This window comes from Mycolicibacter engbaekii, assembly GCF_002101585.1.
Lineage (GTDB): Bacteria > Actinomycetota > Actinomycetes > Mycobacteriales > Mycobacteriaceae > Mycobacterium > Mycobacterium engbaekii.
In genome coordinates this window covers 1-19510 of the sequence record NZ_LQOT01000005.1, presented here as the reverse complement: position 1 = coordinate 19510, position 19510 = coordinate 1, and the positions used below count along the sequence as shown (strand labels likewise).

The following is a 19510-nucleotide window of genomic DNA, read 5'->3' as shown; positions in this document are numbered from 1 at the left end:
TGGAACACGTTCAGTTATGCTCGCCCGATGGGTGATCCATCACTGACTACCGAGCTGGGCCGGGTACTGGTCACGGGGGGCTCCGGATTCGTCGGCACCAATTTCGTCAGGACGCTGCTGGAGCGCGGTTACCGGGTGCGGTCCTTCGACCGTGCGCCGTCGTCGCTGCCCGAGCATCCCAACCTGGAAAAGGTCGAAGGCGACATCTGCGACCCGCAGACGGTGGCCGCCGCGGTCGCCGGCATCGACACGATCTTTCACACCGCCGCGATCATCGATCTGCAGGGCGGCGCGAAGGTCACCGACGAGATCCGCCGGCGCAGCTTCGCGGTCAACGTCGACGGCACCAAGAACCTGGTGCTGGCCGGGCAGCGGGCCGGGGTGAAACGCTTTGTCTACACCGCCTCCAACAGTGTGGTGATGGGTGGCAAGGCCATCTCGGGCGGCGACGAGAACATGGCCTACACGACCAAGTTCAACGACCTCTACACCGAGACCAAGGTGGTCGCCGAGAAGTTCGTGCTGGAGGAGAACGGCGGCCCGGACGGTCAGGGCATGCTGACGTGTTCGATTCGCCCGTCGGGAATCTGGGGCGACGGCGACCAGACCATGTTCCGCAAGCTGTTCGAAAGCGTGGTCGCCGGTCACGTCAAAGTCCTGATCGGCAGCAAACACGCCAAGCTCGACAACTCCTACGTGCACAACCTCATCCACGGCTTCATCCTGGCCGCGCAGCACCTGGTGCCGGGCGGATCGGCGCCCGGCCAGGCCTACTTCATCAACGACGGCGAACCGATCAACATGTTCGAGTTCGCCCGCCCGGTCGTCGAGGCGTGTGGTGAGCGCTGGCCGCGGCTGCGGGTTTCCGGGCGCATGGTGCGCGACGTCATGTTCACCTGGCAGTGGCTGCACTTCCGGTTCGGGCTTCCCGAACCGCTGCTGGAACCCGGTGCGGTGGAGCGGCTTTACCTGAACAACTACTTCTCGATCGACAAGGCCCGCCGCCAGCTCGGCTATCAGCCGCTGTTCACCACCGAACAGGCGATGGCCGACTGCCTGCCGTACTACAAGCGGCTCTTCGAGCAGGTCAAAGCCGAGGCGCACCCGCACCTGGCGACGGTGGTCGCCGAACCCCATCCGGAGTAGCGGCCACCGCTCACAGCCGATGCATTTCCCGCGCCATGGCGGCATCTCCGAACATGGCGTTGGGCTGCGGCGGATAGTGCCGTGGTGGCCGCCAGACATCCTCGGTCGGCCTCGGGTACAACGCGCGTACCGCGCCGATCACCAGCGTGGAAATCGCGTGCGTCAACGGTATGACTGATGCGAACATGATCTGCCCCCTCCGTGAGGGTGTGATCGACAAATCGTCACTCGCGTGCGGGGAGGTGCGCTCAGTGGCGAAACACTGCAATCTCAACCCGCCGCGAGATTTCGCGGCCGAAGCGTCGCGGCCCCGGTCCGGCGGTGCCACGATAACGATGTGAACGGCGTCGGGCCGTCAGCCGACCCGCCAGCCCTGGTGTGCGGTTCATGCGGCACGGGGCTGCCGGCGAGCTTCAAGTTCTGCAACGAGTGCGGAACGGCGGTCTCGACTGCCCCGCCCCCGGCCGAATACAAGCAGGTGACGGTGCTGTTCGCCGATGTGGTGCAGTCCATGGACATCGCCGCGTCGGTGGGCGCCGAGCGGCTGCGCGAGATCATGGCCGAGCTCGCCGACCGCTGCGCGGCGGTGCTGCGGCGCTACGGCAGCACACTGACCCAGTGGACCGGCGACGGGATCATGGCGGTGTTCGGCGCCCCGGTCGCCCTGGAAGACCACGCCGTACGCGGCTGTCTGGCGGCCTTGGACCTTCAGCGGCAAGCCCAGCGGCTGGCGGACGAGATCGGCGCGCGCGACGGCATCGCCTTGCGGCTGCGGGTCGGCCTGAACTCCGGCCAGGTGGTCGCCGGCGGGATGGGCTCGGGGCAGTTCGGCTACACCGCCGTGGGCGCCCAAGTCGGCATGGCCCAACGCATGGAATCGGTCGCTCCCCCCGGCGGGATCATGCTGAGCGTCTCAACGGCCCGCCTGGTCGAAGGCGCGGCTGTCCTGGGTGAGCCCGAGTCGGTGCGCATCAAGGGAGTGCCCGACCCCGTCCCGGCGCGTCGGCTGCTGGGCATGACCGGACGGCATCACGGCGCGCGGCGTACCGAGTCCCGGCTCATCGGCCGAAACCGGGAGCTGGCCACCGTGGTGACGATGCTGGACCACGCGACCCACGGCCGGGGACAGGTGGCACACGTGGTGGGAGCGCCGGGTATCGGCAAGACCCGGCTGGCCCGCGAGGCGGCGTTGACTGCGGCACGTCGCGGGCTGGCGGTGGTCTGGACTTTCTGCGAGTCGCACACCCGCGACGTGCCCCTGCATACCGTCGCGAGGTTGCTGCGGGCCGGTACCGGCCTGGCGGACCGGCGCGGCGCAGACGCCCGCGCGCAGCTGCGCGCGCGCCTGCCCCATGCCGATCGGCAGGATCTGCGCCTGCTCGACGACCTGCTGGGCATCGCCGACCCCGAACTGGCGCCACCGCAGATCGACCCGGACGTCCGCCGGCTCCGGCTGACCACGCTGATCAAAGCGGCATTGTTGGCCCGCGCCGAACCGACACTGCTGATCATCGAAGACGCGCACTGGATCGACGGTGCCAGCGAGTCGCTGATCGCCGATCTTCTTGCCGAGATCCCCCGCTCCCCCGCGATGGTGCTGATCACCTATCGCCCGGAGTTTCATGGACCCCTGCGGACGCCGCACGGCCAGACCATAGTCCTTGCACCACTGGATGATTCCGAGATCTCCACGCTGACCGGCGAGCTGTTGGGGGCGCATCCCTCGGTTGAGGAGCTGAGGCAGATCATCGCCGGCCGGGCAGCCGGCAACCCGTTCTTCGCCGAAGAGATGGTGCGCGAACTGGCCCAGCGCGGTGCGCTGACCGGCGGCCACGGCCACTACACCTGTCCCACCCAGGCCGCCGAGGTCACCGTTCCGGTCACGGTGCAGGCGGCAATCGAGGCCCGCATCGACCAACTCAGCAGCGGAGCCAAACGGACGTTGAACGCGGCCTCGGTGATCGGCACCCGCTTCGGCATGGAACTACTTGCCGCACTGGGAATCTGCGAGGGCGGGCTGGACGAACTGCTGCACGCCCAGCTGATCGAGCAGCTGCGGGCGGCCCCCCACGCCGAGTACGCCTTTCGCCATCCGTTGATCCACGCCGTGGCCTACGAGTCGCAACTGACCACCGACCGTGCCCGCTGGCACCACATGCTCGCCGGCGCCATCCAGGAACGGGCCGGCGGCGCGGTGGACGACAGTGCCGCGCTGATCGCCGAGCATCTGCAGGCGGCCGGCGATCTGCCCGCGGCCTACACCTGGCACATGCGTGCCGGGGCCTGGTCGGCCAACCGCGATCTGGTGGCAGCCCGAAGCAGCTGGGAGCGGGCGTACCGCATCGCCGACGCACTGCCCGCCGAGCAACCGGAACAGTTGTCCATGCGCATCGCCCCACGAACCATGTTGTGCGCCACCGACTGGCAGGCCCGCGACGTTCAGCACAGCCGGAGCCGGTTCGACGAGCTCAAACAGTTGTGCGACGCGGCCGGAGACCAGATGTCCCTGGCCATCGGGATGACCGCCCTGGCCACCGAGCTGCTCTACGCGGGCCGCTCACGCGAGGGCGCGCAGCTGGCCTCCCAGCAGATGGCGTTGTTCGAAGCGATCGGGAACCGCTCGCACACCATGGGTTTGGCGTTCATCGCCTTCGTCAACTGGCTGTGCGTGGGCGATGTCGCGGCGATCCTGCGGTGGTCGCAGAGCATCGTCGACCTGGCCGACGGCGACCCGGAGAAGGGCGCCGGCTTCGGGGTGGGATCACCCCTGGCGATCGCGCTGGCCTGGCGGGGCACCGCGCGGTGGTGGCTGGGCCGCCCCGGCTGGCGCGATGACCTGCACGCCGCCGTGGCTATGGCCCGCCGAAGCAATCCCGAAACACTCGCCAGCACGGTCGCCTGGACCTATGGTTTCGCGGTTCAGCACGGGGCGCTTCGGCCCAGTGCGGCCGCGCAGCGTGCCGGCGAGGAAGCGGTGCGCGCCGCCCGGCGGGCCAGCAGCGATCGCGCGCTGGGCCTGGCCGGCTACGCGTTGGGGGTGGTGCTGCTCAATCGGGACGATCCCGCCGACCGTCGTCGGGGACTTGAGTCGATGATGCAGAGCCGCGCCATCTGGCTGCGCAAGCGCGCGCTGTTCCTCATCCCGGTCACCGACGTGTGGATCGCCCGGGAGACCGCCCGCGACGGCGACTGCGATGCCGCGATCCCGGTGCTGCGCGACGCCGTCGCCAGCCTGTGCCAGGCCGGGAACCTCTTCTACGGTGCCTGGGCAACCGGGGTGCTGGTTCAGACGCTGCTGGAACGCAACGCCGCGGGCGATCTGGCGGAGGCCGAAAACGCCGTCGGCTGGCTCGCCGGTCACCCCGCCGCGCAGGACTCGGCGCTGTGCGAGGTCACCCTGCTGCGGCTGAATGCGCTGCTGGCGCAGGCACGCGGTGACCATGACGCCTTCGACAGGGTGCGGGACTACCGCGCCAAGGCGGAATCGTTCGGCTTCGAGCATCACCTCGACTGGGCTGAGGCGATGTGACCCGGGTAGCGGTGGTCAGGAGAACACCGGGGCGCTACTGCTAACTCCGATGCCGGGGCCGCAGGGCCGCGAGTTCGTCACGGTTGGTGGTGCCGGTTTTCAGCATCGCCCGGTAGATATGGCTTTCCACGGTGCGCACCGACAGGGTCAGTCGCTCCGCGACGGCGCGGTTGGACAGTCCCTGTCCGATCAGCATCACGATCTCGGTCTCCCGGTCGGTCAGCGGCAGCGGTTCGGCGGCCTGCCGGAAGGCCGGGGTGCTCGCGCCGCCGCATCGTTCGGCCAGCGCTGCCGCACGCGCGCAGCAACCCAACGCCGACCCCCGCAGGTCGTGGCGGCGGTAGGCCAGCGCGGCGTGGGCCATGGCATCGACGGCAGCCACCACGTCCTCAATGCCCTCGAAATCCTCGGCCACCGCCACCAATTCCGGCCCGTCGCCATCGCGCAGCGCGGCCGCGAATCGGGCGGCGATTCCCGCTCGCGGCCCCTCGACCATCGCCGCCAGCTCGCACAGCCGTGGCGCACCGGAGCTGTCGCCGAACTGTGCGGCGGTCTGCAGGCACATCACTTCGGCGGCGAACTGACCGCGCGCCCCGGCCCGCTGCGCCGCCGCCAGCACCATGGTGATCGCCTCGCTGACCGCACCCTGGGCGGCCGACACCCAGGCGCGGGCCAGGCTCCGCTCATAGTCGAGCGGCCGGAATGGCCGCCGCAGCCCGTCGAGCGCATCGAGCGCGCCGGCGGCCTCGTCGGCCGCACCGCGCATGGCCAGTGCGGTGATGCGCGGCAGCAGGTACCGGTATCCCCAGCCCAGGGCATGGCCGGTGCCGGCGAATCCGGCGTCGGCCCGGTCCAGCAGGTGGCCGGCGGCATCAAGGCGGCCGGCCCACACCGCCGCACGACCCGCGATTGCCGTGCCGAGCAACTGCGCCGCGCCGGGCAGGTCAGCGGCCCTGCAGCGCGTCTGTTCCGCCACGTTGCGGGCGTCACCATTGCAGCCTGCCAGCACCAGGGCGCTGACATGGGCATCGGCGATGTTGAACATCATCTGGGGGGCATCCAGCGAGCGAGCCGCGATGGCGTAGCCGGCGTTCGCGGCGGCCAGGGCCTCGGCCAGACGTCCGGCATCTGCGCAGACAGCGCTGAGCACCCAGGCGATTTCGACGCCGACGACCGGCGGCAGGGCCTGCAGATCCAGCTGCCCGCAAGCGTCCCGCGCCATCTCGAGCTCATCGGTGGCAAACCAGTACACGGCCAGAAATGCGTCGATGTAGGCGCGGTCTTTGGCCGACACGGTGCTTGCGGCGGCGTCGATGAGCTCCTTGGCGCGCTGCGGTTCGCCCAGGGCCCAGAGCATGTTGCTGGACCGCAGGTATGCCAGCTTGGCGCGGTCTCGGTCGGTGAGATCGTCGGTACCGACCTGGGCCAGCACCGCATCGGCCTGCTCACCACGTCCCAGCCACGACAGCGCATGCGCGGAGATGAAGCTGGCCTCGGCACCGGCGCCGGCCCGGACGGCCGCCCGCGCCAGGCGATCGGCCAGGGCCAGGTCGGCCAGCCAGACGGCGCCGCTGGCCGCCTTGGTGAACAGCTCGGCGTCCGGCGCGAGATCGGATTCGAGCGCCAAGGTCGCGCGACGGACCACCGCAGCGATGTCCTCGCGGTCCTCGGATGCGGCCAGTTCTTCGGCGACCGCGCCGCGCAGCCGTCGCAGCCGAGTGGCGGCCGCGCGGCTACGGCACACCTCCCCGTAGAGGGGGTGTGCCAGCCGTACCTGCACCCCGCCGGTGGCGGGCTCAAGGGCGATCAGGCCGCGGGTCTCGGCCTCTTCCACCGCAGCCGCACTGGTGATGCGGCTCAAGGCCCCCAGATCGAGTGGCTCCCCGACAGCGAGCACCTCGATCACGTCGCCGACCGGCCTGGGCAGCGCTGCGATGCGGGGTTCGAGAAACCCGGCGAGGCCGGCCGGAATGGTCGGATCACCGATCCAGCGCCAGTATCCGTGCTGGCGAACGATTCGGCCTTCGGCCATCTCGTGCTCGACGATGTTGCGCAGGTACAGCGCATTTCCGCGCGTGAGCCTCCACAACCGTTGCGCAGCGGCGAAATCCACCGGACCGTCCAACGTGACCGACAGCAACTCGGCGGTCTCCTCCAACGACAGCGGCTCCAGATCAAGCCAGGTGAATCGGCCGGCCGCCCATATCTCATGCACCGATGCGGGAATCGGCTCATCGACACGGACGGTCACGAACACCTTGGCCAGGCCGCGCTGCACGATCTGTTGCACCACGAATGCCGACAGGTCGTCGATCAGGTGCACGTCATCGACACAGACCACCGTGGGCCCGGAAGCCGTCAGCGCCTCGATCACGCTGCGCACCAACAGAACGGTATCGGTGACCGCCGGCGGTACCCACTCCGCGAAGGCACCGAGCGGGACGCTGCGCGCCGCCGATGTGCAGACCGCCCAACGCATGTGGCACCCCTGCGACGCCGCAGCGCTGAGTGCCTCACGGCAGACCCGGCTCTTGCCGACCCCCGCGGCGCCACAGACCACGGCACCGGCGACCTCCGTGCCCGACAGGGTCTCCTCGAGCACATCCATCTGTTTAGTGCGACCAGTCAGTTTCCACGACAAGGTTGTTGGGCTCACGTCATCGCCTCCGCCATCACCACGTGGCCGGGGTAGCCGCAGATCGCCGCCTTCTCCCGGTACCGTTTGGCGTACTCGCCGTAGGCGGCGCAATCACCCCGGGCCCGCGCCAGCAACGCACGGCCGTGCAGGAGCCAGGTGTCGAACAAGCTCAGCTCGGACACGTCCACCGCCGCGGCGAAGCCCTCCAGCACGGCTTCGGCCTCCTCGGGGTCGCCGGGTCCATTGCGGTCGAACAGCAGTTGCACCAAGCCGATGGCGGCCGGCACGTACCAGAGCACGACACCGCTGTCGAACAGCGTCCGGACCACCGCGCGCATCATCCCCACTGCGCCATCGAGATCCCCGGTCTGCGCCATCTGCAGGGCGCTCTGGGTGTCGGCCACCTGCGCGAGGCTGACGATGAATCGCTGGTTGTGCGCCGCCTCGCGCGCCAGCGTCAGCAGTTCCAGGCCCTGTTCGCGATCCGGGCCGCTGCAGTGCGCCAGCGCGATACCCCGGGCCAAGCGGGCAGCGGCCAAGGCGAATTCGTCTCCGGACTGCTCAGCCACTTCCACGATGCCGGCACTGCTGCGCAACGCGACATCCACCGGGATCACGCCTTGCGCGACCAGCAGGCAGTGGAACATCACCGTGACGGCGCGGGTGGTGGGGTCGAAGGCGCGGGCCATCTCGGCCGCCACATCGATGTCATCCCGCCAGCCCGGACGTCCCAGCACCATGCTGAAAACGCCCCGCACCGCGATGGCGGCCGTCAGTGGCGAACCGAGCAGCAGGTTTCCCTTCTCGGGGTCGCCGCCGGCCAGCTCGATGAGTCGCTGCGCCAGCCGCAGGCCCGGCATCGCGTCGGCGGGCTCGAGTTTGGCCCACAGCGCGGCGAACAGCAGGCCGACGGTCAGCTCAGGGTCGCCGACGGCCTCCAGCAGGTCGACGAACTGCGTGGTGACCCGCGGAACTTCCTGATAGCGGGAATGAAATGCCATGGTGGTCAACAGGCCCGCCATCCCGATCGCCAGTGACACCGAGTCGCCCGAGGCGGTGCACAGCTCCCGCAGTTCCTCGAAGCCGGTGTCTTCGACACCGCCGCCCACCCGCCATACGCTGCCGCACAACAGGGTTCGCGGGGAGATCCGCATTGCCGAGCGGGCCGGATCGTTGAGGGGCAGCCGGTCGGCCACGGCGCGGGCCCGCTCCCAACTGACACGCGCGGCACGGATGTCGCGGTGTTGCGCCCACGCGCCGGCACGCATGTGCCAGCCGAAGGCGCTGGGCAGTTCCTCAGCGGCCTCCAGGTGCTCGGCGATCATCGCCGCATCCTCGTCGTGCGGCTCTGGTTGGCGTTGTTCGATGGCCGCGGCGAGTCGCCGGTGCATCGCGGCCCGCTGCGACTTCAGTTGCGCTTCGTAGGCCACGATGCGCACCAGTGGGTGGTGGAACGCGTATTCGGCAACGGGGGCGACCCGCACCTGATCGATGAGTTCCGCGTCGAGCAGCGGGGCGATCTGTGCGTCGGCGTCGAGCAGGGCGAGTTGCTCGGCGTCGAACCGCAGGCCGATCACGGATGCGGCACTCAAGGTTCCTTTGACCGCCGGCGGGAGCCGGTCGATGCGGGAGGCCAGGGTGGCCTGCACGGTTGCCGGAACCACGAGCTCGGCATCGCCGACCTCGCAGGTGTAGTGGCCGCGTGACCCGGTCAGAACGCCGCGCTCGGCCAGATCGCGGACCATCTCCTCGGCGAACAGTGGATTGCCGGCTGCCCGCTCGACAATCTGCCCGCGCAGTGCCGCCGCTGACGAGTGGGAGCCGATCAATTCGCCGGCCAGCATGGCTGTCTGCGCTGCATGCAACGGCCCGAGGTTGATGGTCTGCGATCCGGCCGTCTGGGTGAGCCTCCCCTGGTACTCCGGCCGGTAGGTGATCAGCACCAGCGACGGGGCTTGCCGGGTCGCACCGACCAGATCCGCGAGCAGCACATCGCTCACCTCGTCGATCCAGTGGGCATCCTCGACGACGTAGACCGCCGGCGTCGTGCGCGCCAACGACACGGCCTTGACCAGCCGGGCCAGCCGGCGCCGCCGGGCGTCGGGATCGACGGCGGGCAGCTCGTCGCCGCCGCGGCGAACGCCGAGGAGATCTTCGAGCAGCAGCAGGTCTTCGGGATCTGAGTCCGGCGCGCGCTCCGCGATGCGCTGACGCGCCGACTCGTCGTCGAGACTGTCAATCCCGAACACGGTTCGCAGCAGGGCAGCCGCTGTGTAGAAAGGGATTTCGCGGGCGTGCGATTCACAGTAGGCGACGAAGACCTCGACCCCGCGACGTCGCGCCAATGCGCTGACTTCACGGGCGATCCGGCTTTTGCCGATGCCGGGCGCGCCCACCACCCCCACCACACAGCCGGTCCCGGCGATCGATTCGTCGAGCATTCCCCTCAGCGCGCCCATCTCCCAGGACCGGCCCACCAGTGTCGAGTCCTGCCGGCGGGCATGCCGGCGCTCCGGCGACACCGACAGCAACCGGCGCACGGACACTGGCTCGGCCGCGCCCTTGATGTGCACCAGCTCGGGATCGCCCAGCTCCGCGACATGCCCCACCAGTCGGGCCGTCGATTCGCTGAGCATCACCCCGTGCGGCGGGGCCACCGACTCCATCCGCTGCGCGAGGCCGACCTGCTCGCCGATCGCCGCACCGCTCAGGGCCCCGGAACCAAGGCCACCGGCGACGACTTCCCCGGAGTTCAGGCCTACCCGCAGCGCCAAGGTGATCCGGTCGGCGCGGTCGATCTCGACGGCCAGGTGCTGAACCTGCTGCTGGATTTCCAGCGCGGCAAGGCATGCCCGCAGCGCGTGATCCTCCAACGCCACCGGCGCGCCGAACACCGCCATGACGGCGTCGCCGATGAACTTCTCCACCGTGCCGCCATAGCGGCCCACCACGTCGGCACAGCGGCCGAACAGGGCGGCCATGATCTCGCGTAACCGCTCGGGGCCCACGGCCGCGGCGATGCCCATCGAATGGACCACGTCGGCGAACAGCACCGTCACCTGCTTGTACTCCGCGGAGGCCGAGGCGGTGGTCGCCGCACCGCAGCAGTGGCAGAACCGTGCACCGGCCAGGCATTGACTGCCGCAAATGGGGCAAGTGGTCGCCGCTGTCATCGCTGCGCCGCCGATCGTGATCCGGTTTTCTCCGCTCGGAAAAGAATATGCATTTCTTTGCTAATCGATGTTTTTTTAACCGAATCGCCCCCGGTCAGGCCGTAAATTTGCCGGCGCGCAAACTCGGGTGTGCGCGGAAGCGGCATCGCGCGAGGGGCTTTTCGGCTAAGGATTGACGGTGTGAAAACAGTGCTGGTGACGGGAGCGTTCGGTTTGGTGGGTTCGGCGGTGGTCCGCCGGTTGGCCGCCGACCGCGCAGACGTGGTCGCGACCGACCTCGACATCCCGGCCAACCGCAAAGCCGCGGCCAAACTGCCGAAAGCGGTACAGGTGCGCTACGCCGACCTGACCGACCCCGCAGCGGTCGCTGAGCTGGTCGCCACCGTCAAGCCCACCGCGATCATCCACCTGGCCGCGGTGATCCCGCCCTTCATCTACCTGCGCCGGGAGGTGGCCTACCGGGTCAACGTGGAGGCGACCGGACACCTGCTTGCCGCGGCGGCCCGCGAACCCGACCCGCCGCGCTTCGTTCTGGCGTCCAGCATCGCGGTATACGGCTGCCGCAACCCGCATTCGGTTTCCGGCGTGCTGACCGCCGACACCCCGACCCATCCGGCCGACGTCTACGGCGACCACAAGGTGCGCGCCGAACAACTGGTCCGCGACTCGGCACTGCAGTGGGTGATCCTGCGACTCGGCGGCGTGCTCACCGTGGACCCGGGCCCCTACGTCAATCTCGACAACCTGTATTTCGAGCAGCTGCTGCCCACCGACGGCAGGCTGCAGACCGTGGACGTACGAGACGTCGCCGCGGCGTGTGTGGCGGCCACCACCGCGCCCGTGGTCGGCGAAACCCTGCTGATCGGCGGCGACGACTCCCACCGGCAGCTCCAAGGCGATGTGGCCCCGGCGATGGCGGCGGCCATGGGCTTGGTCAACGGGATGCCCCCGGGCCTGCTCGGCGACCCCGACAACGACGACGGGTGGTTCAACACCGACTGGATGGACTGCCGGCGGGCCCAGGAGGCGCTGCGCTTCCAGCACCACTCCTTGCCGCAGATGCTGGCCGAGATCACCGCCCAAGCCGGCGTGAAGCGGTACCTGCTGGGGATGCTCGCGCCGCTGGCCCGTGTCGTGCTGCGCCGGCGTTCCCCCTACCACCGCACCGGCCAGAAGTTCGCCGACCCGTGGCGGGCCATCACCGACAAGTGGAGTGACCCACGCCCATGAACCAGGAATTCACCCTCAACCAACGGCGCGCCCTGGCCGTGTTCACCGTGCTGGCGCTGGCTTTCGGCGCGTACTTCCTGCGCACGTACTTCGTGCTGATCGTGGTCGCCGCGGTGGGCGCCTACCTGTTCACACCGTTGTTCCGGTGGCTGAGCAGCCGGCTGCCGACCGGCCCGGCAGCGGCCGGCACTCTGCTGGCGGCACTGGTCGCGGTGATCGTTCCGGTCAGTCTGCTGGTCTTTCTGGCGGTCGTGCAGATATCGCGCGCCGTGGGCGAGGTCGCCGATTGGGTACAGGCCACCGATCCCAACGCCCTGGGCGACAAAGTGCTGAAGTTCATCAACAGCGCGCTGGCCAAAGTCCCGTTCCTGCACGTCGAGCTGACCATGGAAACGCTGCGCTCGGCGATGGTGAATGTGGCGCAGAAGGGCGGCGAGCTGCTGCTGCACGTCCTGGAGGGCGCCGTCGGCGGTGTGGTCGGCGCGGTCACCTCGGCGGTCATCTTCTTGTATGTGTTCCTTGCCCTGTTGACCCACCGCGAGGAAGTGCTCACCCTGATCCGCCGGCTCAACCCCCTGGGCGCCGAGGTGACGGACCTGTACCTGGCCAAGATGGGCTCGATGGTGCGCGGCACCGTGGGCGGACAGTTCGTCATCGCGGCCTTCCAGGGGGTGGCCGGCGCCACCTCCCTGTACATCGGCGGGTTCCACCAGGGGTTCTTCATCTTCGCGATCGTGCTGACCGCGTTGTCGATCATCCCGCTCGGGGCCGGCATCGTCACCATGCCGTTCGGCATCGGGATGGCGCTGTTCGGCAATGTCTTCGGCGGGCTGTTCGTGTTCTTCTTCCACCTGATCGTGGTGACCAACATCGACAACTTCCTGCGCCCGATACTGGTGCCCCGCGATGCCCGGCTCAATCCCGCACTGATGCTGCTGTCCGTCTTCGCCGGTATCGGCATGTTCGGCTTCTGGGGCATCGTGATCGGCCCGGTGCTGATGATCATCATCGTCACCACCATCGACGTCTATCTGGCGGTGTACCACGGCGTGGAAATGCAGGAGCAGAACCGCGAACGCAAACAGCGGCGGGGCAATCGCCTGCGGCGGTCGGCCTCTCGGGCCAAAGCCGAACCCAGCCCCGCGAACGCGCCTACCGGGTAGCCGGTAACGGCGGCTGCGACTGCACGGCCGCCGCCAGGGTCCGGAACAGCGCGGGGCTGCCGGCGCCGGTGATCGCGAGCTGCGTCGCCCCGGACGGTGCGGCCAACCGGGTGGTCCACACCGGATCGCCGTCGCCCTGATACACCACCCAGCGGGTGCCCTCCACGTCCTCGGTGCCGGTGGGGTGCAGATTGGGCTGGATCGAGGCGACCAGGGCGCTCTCGTCGGCGTTGCTCTGGGTCAGACTCATGTAGATCCCGCTCGGGCTGATGTAGCCCACCCGCGTGGTCACCGCGCGCAACCGCTGTCCCGAGGCGTCGGTGCGCCCGTCGGTGATGCTGCCGCGGGCGCCGGAGTTGGGTTGCCAGCCTTCGGGCAGCTGTGGCAGCCGCACCGGAAAACCGAGGGTCTGCGCGTCGGCGTTCAATGCCGCGACGGCGTCGTAGGACGGCACCGGGCCGGGGGTGACGCCCCCGGGGCGAAACGCGCAGGTACCGGCCAGACCGGCCAGCGCGACACAGGCCAGGACCAGCGGCACCAGCGACCAGAACATGTCGCGGCCGTCCTGCAGCAGACGTGGTTTCGCAGGCTTGGGCGCCGGTTGGGGCTCGTTGGTCACGGAAGCCAGTATCCCAGCTCGATCGAGCCGATCCGGCTCTGGGAGAATCATGAGCCGTGACTGGCATGACGGGACCAACGCGACGCGAAGCCCCAGACCGCAACCTGGCCTTGGAGCTGGTGCGGGTGACCGAGGCCGGAGCCATGGCTTCTGGCCGATGGGTGGGCCGCGGCGACAAGGAAGGCGGCGACGGCGCGGCCGTCGACGCGATGCGCGAACTGGTGAACTCGGTGTCGATGCGCGGAGTGGTGGTGATCGGCGAGGGCGAGAAGGACCACGCGCCGATGCTCTACAACGGCGAAGAGGTGGGCAACGGCGACGGTCCCGAATGCGACTTCGCGGTCGACCCGGTGGACGGCACCACCTTGATGAGCAAGGGCATGCCCAACGCGATCTCGGTGCTGGCGGTGGCCGAGCGCGGCGCGATGTTCGACCCGTCGGCGGTGTTCTACATGAACAAGATCGCCGTCGGCCCGGATGCCGCGGACGTCCTGGACATCACCAAGCCGATCGCGGACAACATCGCCGCGGTGGCCAAGGTCAAGGGCCTGTCCGCCCGTGACATGACGGTGTGCATCCTGGATCGGCCCCGGCACGCCCAGCTGATCGCCGACGCCCGGGCCACTGGGGCGCGCATCCGCCTGATCACCGACGGCGACGTGGCCGGCGCCATCTCGGCGTGCCGGCCGGACTCGGGCACCGACATGCTGGCCGGGATCGGCGGAACGCCCGAGGGCATCATCGCCGCCGCGGCGATCCGCTGTATGGGCGGAGCGATCCAGGCCCAGCTGGCGCCCACCGATGACGCCGAGCGACAGAAGGCCCTCGACGCGGGCTACGACCTGGATGCGGTGCTGACCACCGAGGACCTGGTCTCCGGCGAGAACGTGTTCTTCTGCGCCACCGGCGTCACCGACGGCGACCTGCTCAAGGGGGTGCGCTACTACCCCGGCGGCTGTACCACCCAATCGATCGTGATGCGCTCGAAGTCCGGCACCGTCCGGATGATCGAGGCCTACCACCGGCTGTCGAAGCTCAACGAGTACTCGGCCGTCGACTTCACCGGCGACTCCCACGCCGCCTATCCCCTGCCCTGACGTCAAGCGAGGACCGAAAAGCTATGAGCGAGATCGAATACCGCATCGAACACGACACCATGGGCGAGGTCCGGGTGCCGGCGACCGCGTTGTGGCGTGCGCAGACCCAGCGCGCGGTGGAGAACTTCCCGATCTCCGGGCGCGGCTTGGAGCGCACCCAGATCCGGGCGCTCGGTCTCCTCAAGAGCGCGTGTGCGCAGGTGAACGCCGACCTGGGTCTGCTGGCCCCGGAGAAGGCCGCCGCCATCAAGGCCGCCGCCGCCGAGATCGCCGACGGCAAGCACGACGACCAGTTCCCCATCGACGTGTTCCAGACCGGCTCGGGCACCAGCTCGAACATGAACACCAACGAGGTGATCGCCTCGATCGCCGCGGCCAACGGCGTCACGGTGCACCCCAACGACGACGTGAACATGTCGCAGTCCTCGAACGACACCTTCCCGACCGCCACCCACATCGCGGCCACCGAGGCCGCGGTGCGCCACCTGATTCCGTCGCTGCAGGTGCTGCACGACGCGCTGGCCGCCAAGGCCGCCGAGTGGCGCACCGTGGTGAAGTCGGGCCGCACCCACCTGATGGACGCCGTCCCGGTGACCCTGGGTCAGGAGTTCTCCGGTTACGCCCGCCAGATCGCCGCCGGTATTGAAAGGGTGCAGGCCACGCTGCCCCGGCTCGGTGAGCTGGCGATCGGCGGCACCGCCGTCGGCACCGGGCTCAACGCCCCCGACGGCTTCGGCGCCAAGGTGGTCGAGGTGCTGGTCGCCGAGACCGGGATCACCGAGTTGCGCACCGCCAAGAACTCGTTCGAGGCCCAGGCGGCCCGCGACGGCCTGGTGGAGGCATCCGGGGCGCTGCGCACCATCGCAGTGTCGCTGACCAAGATCGCCAACGACATCCGCTGGATGGGCTCGGGCCCGCTGACCGGTCTGGCCGAGATCCAGCTTCCCGACCTGCAGCCGGGCAGCTCGATCATGCCGGGCAAGGTCAACCCCGTGCTGCCCGAGGCGGTCACCCAGGTGGCGGCGCAGGTGATCGGCAACGACGCGGCGATCACCTGGGGCGGCGGCAACGGCGCCTTCGAACTCAACGTCTACATCCCGATGATGGCCCGCAACGTGCTGGAGTCCTTCACGCTGCTGTCCAACGTCTCGCGCCTGTTCGCCGAGCGCTGCATCGTCGGACTGGTCGCCAACGAGGAGCACCTGCGCGAGCTGGCCGAGTCCAGCCCGTCGATCGTGACGCCGCTGAACTCCGCGATCGGCTACGAAGAGGCCGCCGCGGTGGCCAAGCAGGCCCTCAAGGAGCGCAAGACCATCCGCCAGACCGTGATCGACCGCGGCCTGATCGGTGACAAGCTGACCGAGGCCGAGCTGGACCGTCGCCTCGACGTGCTGGCGATGGCCAAGGTGGAGGACTGAACCGCCGCCGCGGATGAACCCTGAGTCCGCAGTATCGGAGCTGGGCCGGTCGACGATCACGAAAGTGACGCGCCGGCTCATCCCGTTTCTGGCGCTGCTCTATTTCGTCAACTACCTGGACCGCGTCAACATCGGCTTTGCCGGGCCCAACGGCATGAATGCCGCGCTCGGCATGAGCGCGACCATGTTCGGGTTCGCCTCGGGCATCTTCTTCTTCGGGTATCTGCTCCTGGAAGTGCCCAGCAACATCGCGCTGCACCGCTTCGGCGCTCGGCGCTGGCTGGCGCGAATCATGCTGACCTGGGGAATCATCAGCACCGCAATCGCTTTCGTGCCCAACACGGCAACCCTGGTCGCCCTGCGGTTTCTGCTCGGGGTCGCCGAGGCGGGATTCTTCCCCGGCATCATCTTCTATCTCACGCTCTGGTTTCCCGCCAAGCAGCGCGCCCGGGCCGTTTCCCTGTTCATGGTGGCGGTCCCGGTGTCGACGGCGATCGGCGCCACCTTGTCCTCGCTTGTCATCGACTGGGGCCACGGGGTTTTCGGGCTTGCCGGGTGGCGGTTCATGTTCCTGGTCGAGGGCCTGCCGGCGATCGCGCTGGCATTCGCCTGCTGGTTCTATCTGACCGACCGGCCTGCCACGGCCCGCTGGCTCGACGCCGACGAACGCCGTTGGCTGGAAACCACGTTGGCCGAGGAACAGGCGACGGCCGGGACCGGTCGGCACTGGCCGCTGATGAAGACGCTGCGCCACCGCAAGGTCCTGACCCTGGCCTTCGTCTACTTCGGCATCGTCTACGGGCTGTACGCGGTCGGCTTCTTCCTGCCGACCATCATCGCGGGCTTTGAGCAGCAGTACGGCAGCCACCTGAACATCATCGAGCGCGGGCTGGTGACCGCTGTTCCCTACGCCATCGCCGCGATCGTCATGGTGCCCTGGGCACGCCATGCCGACCGGACGGGAGAACGGATCTGGCATGTGGCGGTTCCGGCGATCGCCGGCGGCGTGTGCATCCCAGCAGCGCTGCACATGGCCAACCCGTACCTGGCGATGGCCGCGATCACGGTGACGACGTGCTCGATCATGTGCGCGATGCCGGTCTTCTGGGCGCTGCCCCCGACGTTCCTGACCGGAGCCGCGGCCGCCGGCGGCATCGCCTTGATCAACTCGCTGGGCAACATCAGCGGCTTCGGCGGCCCGTACGTCACCGGATGGCTCACCGGTGCGACCGGTGACGGCAAGGCCGCCATGTGGGTGGTGGGGGCATTCCTGCTGGCTTCGGCGGCAGCGGTGATCCGGCTGCGGAGCGCCCCGCAGCCGGATCAGGTGCGCGAGGACGCGCCGTAGCGCTACCAGACCAGCGGCGCCAGGAACTTCTTCGCGTAGGCGCGCACCGCCGCCTCGTCACGCGCATCGAGCACCGGCGTCGGCATCTGCGCGATGGAGGCGGCCAGGCGCACATGCAGTTCGGCGGCGGCGGCCAGGTCCGCATCCGGCATGGTCGCTCCGGCTGCGCGCAGCGCCTTGGCCATGGCGGCCGAGGCGCTCTCGAGGATCACCTCGGCCTGCTGGAACATCCCGGCCATCATCGGCACTCCGGCGGCGTCCAGGCGCAGCAGCTTGCGCACCACCGGGTCGGTGGTGAGCACGCGCAACCCGGCGCAGAACCCCGCCACCGCGGCCTCGTTCGGTCCGGAGTCCACGGCCACCGTGCGCAGCTGAACCATGGCGTCCTCGAATGCCCGCCGGCCCACTTCGGTGATCAGCGCGTCGCGGGTCGGGAAGCGCCGGTAGAGGGTGCTGCGGCTGACGCCGGCCTGGTGGGCGATGACGTCGAGGCTGGCGCGCCCCACCCCCACCAGCCCGACCTCCTCGGCGGCCGCCTTGAGAATGGCCGCCTCTTGTTCGGCGGGGCTGGCGCTGCTGCGTCGCGGCGTCATCGGGTCTGCGCTGTCATCGCATCGGGCACCCGGGCGGCGCGAAGGACTCCAGCGCCACCGAGCGGTGCATCTTGACCAGCTTCTCGTACTGCATCCGGTTGTAGGCCAACGGAACCAGCACCACCCGGTCGGGCAGCGTCCGCCAGGCCAGCTGCAGCAGCTGGGTGTAGAGGGAGAACTCCGCGTCGTGGCGGGGCTCCCATTCAAAGCCGGTGAGCTTGCGGACCCCGGGGTGCATGATCCCGAACGAGCAGATCTTCACCACCCGGCCCGCCCCGGCGCTGAGCACCGACCACAACGGGGCGGCGGCGGCGCGAACGGGGGCCGGCACCACCGAGGGCATCGGCAGCCGGGCCAGGCCGGCGGTCACCCGGTCCAGAAACGGGTTGGCGGCCAGCTCGGTGCGGACCACCTCGTCGTAGTAGGCGACGGCCTCGGCGTAGGTGGCCGGAAACTTGCTCGACTTGCCGGGCAGCTCGAGCGCCCCGAACGCCTCGAGAAGCTGCTGGTAGGCGGCGTCGCGCTCCGCCTCGTTCCAGGCGATGCCGGTGACCGGGGTGAAGGAGTTGAGCGTCACGAACATGCCGCTCAACGCAATCCAGTTCCACAGTCGTGGGTTGAGCGCGCTGTAGCGGACGTCGGCGAAGTCGCCTTTGCCGCGGCCGTGCACGTCGCGGTGCATCCGCTTGAGGCGCTCCCCCTCGGCGGCGCGGTCCGCGGCGTCACCCCAGATGGCCAGCAGCGCCGAATATCCGCTGCGGATCGCGCGGTCGGTGAAGTTACTCTCGAAGCGCCCGGTCTTGTCCACCGCCGCGGCCACCGGTACCAGCGCCACCTCGTCGAACGCCGCGGCGCCGAACAGGCCCGACAGCACGCTGCCGGAGTGCCTGCGGAACTGGGCCATCACCTTGGGCCGGACCAGTTGGCCCGAATCGATGCTGGCGTCGCTGATCACTGCCGTCATCTGGCCTCCTCGGCTGTATGACACAAAGAATAGTTTTTTGTGTCACAGTGTCAAGAGTCGAGGGTGCCGCTAGAAGGGCGGTGGGTCGTCGGAGTCGATGCCCGAGGCCACGTGCGGGAACCAGACGACATTGAATGCGGCACTTCGAGCTTGGCGGGCTTGGCGGTTGTGGTTGCGTTCGGTCGCGATGCGGGCCGCGCGGTGTTGGGCGCGGGTGCGCCGGCGCCGCGGCATCAGCGCGGTGCGCTCACCACGCGCCGTATCCGGTGCCTGCCGTGGCGGCGCCAGCTCCCCCGTCGGTGCGCACAGCTGCGGGAACAGAACGGCGCTGCCCGGGGTGGTGACGTAGATCTGCCCCGACGGCGAGGTCAGGATCACCGTTCCGTCCGGCAGCTGCTGGTCCCGCCACCCCCAGAAGGTTTTCACCAAATGATGTGTGCGGCAATAACACTTCAGATTCGACGCATGGGTCGGCCCGCCGTCACCGAATGCGATCGTGTGGTCGATGTCGCAGTCGGCCGCCGGCCGATCACAGCCCGGCCAACGGCACGTCAGATCCCGGCAACGCACAAAATCCGCCAGCGCCTTCGAG

General features: G+C 69.1%; 14 protein-coding genes. 7 read left to right on the top strand and 7 right to left on the bottom strand.

Annotated elements, in window-relative coordinates; all coding sequences use genetic code 11:
• Positions 1 to 27: 27 nt before the first annotated feature.
• Entirely contained in the window at positions 28 to 1146 is a 1119-nt protein-coding gene (locus AWC02_RS00565) for a 3-beta-hydroxysteroid dehydrogenase (protein ID WP_085126272.1), read from the top strand.
• Between the two features lie 10 nt (positions 1147 to 1156).
• Here the strand turns inward: AWC02_RS00565 and AWC02_RS21730 are convergent, their stop codons facing one another.
• A complete protein-coding gene (locus AWC02_RS21730) occupies positions 1157 to 1333 on the bottom strand; it encodes a hypothetical protein (protein ID WP_165757808.1) in 177 nt (58 codons plus the stop codon).
• Between the two features lie 150 nt (positions 1334 to 1483).
• On the opposite strand from AWC02_RS21730, the gene AWC02_RS00560 reads away from it, so the two are divergent.
• Positions 1484 to 4675, top strand: a complete 3192-nt coding sequence (locus AWC02_RS00560; protein WP_237160264.1) for an adenylate/guanylate cyclase domain-containing protein — start codon at positions 1484 to 1486, stop codon at positions 4673 to 4675.
• A 40-nt stretch (positions 4676 to 4715) separates the two neighbouring features.
• On the opposite strand, the gene AWC02_RS00555 is transcribed toward AWC02_RS00560, so the two are convergent.
• Entirely contained in the window at positions 4716 to 7283 is a 2568-nt protein-coding gene (locus tag AWC02_RS00555; protein ID WP_085126270.1) for a LuxR C-terminal-related transcriptional regulator, read from the bottom strand.
• Between the two features lie 44 nt (positions 7284 to 7327).
• Entirely contained in the window at positions 7328 to 10486 is a 3159-nt protein-coding gene (locus AWC02_RS00550) for an adenylate/guanylate cyclase domain-containing protein (RefSeq protein ID WP_085126268.1), read from the bottom strand.
• 180 nt (positions 10487 to 10666) lie between these two features.
• Between AWC02_RS00550 and AWC02_RS00545 the strand changes: the two genes are divergently transcribed.
• Together AWC02_RS00545 and AWC02_RS00540 are read left to right on the top strand one after the other, a co-directional pair.
• A complete protein-coding gene (locus AWC02_RS00545) occupies positions 10667 to 11716 on the top strand; it encodes an NAD-dependent epimerase/dehydratase family protein (protein WP_085126266.1) in 1050 nt (349 codons plus the stop codon).
• A complete protein-coding gene (locus tag AWC02_RS00540) occupies positions 11713 to 12879 on the top strand; it encodes an AI-2E family transporter (RefSeq protein ID WP_085126263.1) in 1167 nt (388 codons plus the stop codon). Before AWC02_RS00545 ends, AWC02_RS00540 begins: the two co-directional genes overlap by 4 nt.
• Here the strand turns inward: AWC02_RS00540 and AWC02_RS00535 are convergent.
• Positions 12869 to 13498, bottom strand: a complete 630-nt coding sequence (locus AWC02_RS00535) for a DUF4245 domain-containing protein (protein WP_109560801.1) — start codon at positions 13496 to 13498, stop codon at positions 12869 to 12871. The two genes, AWC02_RS00540 and AWC02_RS00535, sit on opposite strands and share 11 nt — an antisense overlap.
• A 65-nt stretch (positions 13499 to 13563) precedes the next feature.
• Here AWC02_RS00535 and glpX point away from each other — a divergent pair, with 65 nt between their 5' ends.
• The 3 genes from glpX to AWC02_RS00520 are packed head-to-tail and all read left to right on the top strand — an operon-like array spanning position 13564 to position 17361.
• The gene (gene glpX / locus AWC02_RS00530) at positions 13564 to 14595 is read left to right on the top strand and encodes a class II fructose-bisphosphatase (RefSeq protein ID WP_207567966.1); all 1032 of its coding nucleotides are present in this window, start codon (positions 13564 to 13566) and stop codon (positions 14593 to 14595) included.
• A 23-nt stretch (positions 14596 to 14618) separates the two neighbouring features.
• The gene (locus AWC02_RS00525; RefSeq protein ID WP_085126259.1) at positions 14619 to 16013 is read left to right on the top strand and encodes a class II fumarate hydratase; all 1395 of its coding nucleotides are present in this window, start codon (positions 14619 to 14621) and stop codon (positions 16011 to 16013) included.
• A gap of 13 nt (positions 16014 to 16026) precedes the next feature.
• A complete protein-coding gene (locus tag AWC02_RS00520; protein WP_085126257.1) occupies positions 16027 to 17361 on the top strand; it encodes an MFS transporter in 1335 nt (444 codons plus the stop codon).
• Positions 17362 to 17363: 2 nt separating this feature from the next.
• On the opposite strand, the gene AWC02_RS00515 is transcribed toward AWC02_RS00520, so the two are convergent.
• From AWC02_RS00515 to AWC02_RS00505, 3 genes are all read right to left on the bottom strand, one after another.
• A complete protein-coding gene (locus AWC02_RS00515; RefSeq protein WP_085126255.1) occupies positions 17364 to 17954 on the bottom strand; it encodes a TetR/AcrR family transcriptional regulator in 591 nt (196 codons plus the stop codon).
• Between the two features lie 13 nt (positions 17955 to 17967).
• Positions 17968 to 18918, bottom strand: a complete 951-nt coding sequence (locus tag AWC02_RS00510) for an oxygenase MpaB family protein (protein ID WP_085126253.1) — start codon at positions 18916 to 18918, stop codon at positions 17968 to 17970.
• A 69-nt stretch (positions 18919 to 18987) separates the two neighbouring features.
• Positions 18988 to 19510, bottom strand: a 523-nt coding sequence (locus AWC02_RS00505) for an HNH endonuclease signature motif containing protein (RefSeq protein WP_133055590.1), incomplete at its 5' end; no start/stop codon positions are given.